4 protein-coding genes are annotated in these 1,831 nt (G+C 65.4%); all 4 read left to right on the top strand.

All coding sequences use genetic code 11. From position 1 onward, the window contains the following. The coding region (locus A2I95_RS34960) for an FAD-dependent oxidoreductase (RefSeq protein WP_367153194.1) at positions 1–210 on the top strand (210 nt) is incomplete at its 5' end. Next, positions 179–376, top strand: a complete 198-nt coding sequence (gene thiS, locus A2I95_RS34955; protein ID WP_027258287.1) for a sulfur carrier protein ThiS — start codon at positions 179–181, stop codon at positions 374–376. The genes A2I95_RS34960 and thiS, both read left to right, overlap by 32 nt. A 1-nt stretch (position 377) precedes the next feature. Continuing rightward, entirely contained in the window at positions 378–1,145 is a 768-nt protein-coding gene (locus tag A2I95_RS34950; protein WP_291737157.1) for a thiazole synthase, read from the top strand. Then, positions 1,145–1,750: a thiamine phosphate synthase gene (locus tag A2I95_RS34945; protein ID WP_027258285.1), complete on the top strand. Its 606-nt coding sequence runs from the start codon at positions 1,145–1,147 to the stop codon at positions 1,748–1,750. Before A2I95_RS34950 ends, A2I95_RS34945 begins: the two co-directional genes overlap by 1 nt. Positions 1,751–1,831 lie beyond the last annotated feature (81 nt).

Raw genomic sequence — 1,831 nt, 5'->3', positions numbered from 1 at the left:
GCCGAGGCCAGCGTGGTGGAGACCGGCGCCGGCCTGCGCCCCGCCTTTCCCGACAACCTGCCGCGGCTGACCGAACAGGGCGGCACGCTATTTCTCAACGGGCTTTACCGCCACGGCTTTCTGCTGGCGCCCGCGATGGCGCAACAGGCTGCAGACCGCCTGATACCGGAGACGACAGATGAAAATCATCGTGAACGCCAAACCGCATGACCTATCGGCAACCGACCTGAAAACTGCCCTGAATGAGCTGGGCTTTGCCTGCTCCTCTGTCGCGACCGCGCTGAACGGCACATTTGTGGCCCGCAGCAACCGGGAACAGGTGCAACTCTCTGAGGGCGACCACCTGGAAGTGCTTGCCCCGATGCAGGGAGGTTGAGATGCAGTTTTACGGAACAGAGATCTCCTCGCGGCTGCTGCTGGGCACTGCGCAATACCCCTCGCCCGCGGTTCTGGCGGAGGCGGTGAAATCCAGCGGCACCGGGACCATCACCGTCAGCTTGCGCCGCGAAACCGCTGACGGCTCCGGGGCCGGCTTTTGGGAGACTTTGCGCGAAACCGGTTGCCGGATCCTGCCCAATACTGCCGGCTGCCACTCGGTGCAGGAAGCGGTGACCACCGCCCATATGGCACGGGAGCTGTTTGATACGCCCTGGATCAAGCTGGAGGTGATCGGCCATTCCGACACCCTGCAGCCGGATGTGTTCGGGCTGGTTGAGGCCGCCCGGATCCTAAGCGATGAGGGTTTTCAGGTCTTTCCCTACACCACCGACGATCTGGTGGTCGGCGAGCGGTTGCTGGAGGCGGGCTGCGAAGTGCTGATGCCCTGGGGCGCGCCGATCGGCTCCGGCCAGGGATTGCGCAACCCGGATGCCCTGCGGGCGATGCGGGCGCATTTTCCCGGTGTGCCGCTGATTGTGGACGCGGGCATCGGGCGGCCCTCGGATGCGGCGATGGCGATGGAGCTGGGTATGGATGCGGTTCTGCTGAACACGGCTGTCGCCAAGGCCGGCGACCCTGCCCGAATGGCCGCAGCCATGGCGCAGGCAATAGACGCCGGACGCGCGGGCTTTGCCGCCGACCCGATGGAGCGGCGCGACATGGCAGTACCTTCAACCCCCGTTCTGGGACTGGCGGAGTTTGCATAATGGAACGTTTCTATCTGATCACGGGCCACGTCGGCCGGCTGGAGCTGCTGGTGCCCCAGGGGGCCAAACTGGTGCAGCTGCGCATCAAGGACGAGCCTGAGACTGAGGTGCGGCGCCAGATCGCCCGGGCGCGGGATTTCTGCGCAGTTCACGACGCGCAGCTGGTGGTAAATGACTATTGGCAGGCCGCGCTGGATCTGAACTGCAACTTTGTCCATCTCGGCCAAGAGGACATGGACAGGGCCGATTTTGCCGCGCTGGGCCGCAAAGGCGTGCGCTTTGGCCTGTCCACCCATGACGAGAGCGAACTGGAGCGCGCCCTGTCGTTCGGGCCTGCCTATGTGGCCTTGGGGCCCGTATATCCGACATTGTTGAAAAAGATGAAATGGGACCCGCAGGGGCTGGAGCGGGTGACGCGCTGGAAGCAGATGGCCGGTGAGACTCCTCTGGTTGCGATCGGCGGGCTGACGCCGGAACGGTTGCCCGGGGTGTTTGCTGCGGGTGCGGACAGCGCCGCAGTGGTGACCGACATCCAGCTGGCAGAAGACCCCGAGGCGCGCACCCGCGAATGGGCGGAGGCCTGCCGGGTCAAGGAGGCCGCATGAGCCGCTATGCCCGCCAGATGATCCTGCCGGAGGTTGGTGCCGAGGGCCAGGAACGGCTCGCCCGGGCGCATGTTCTGGTGG

The sequence above is a fragment of the Leisingera sp. F5 genome (assembly GCF_001593695.1).
This window is presented reverse-complemented; position numbering and strand designations above follow the sequence as displayed.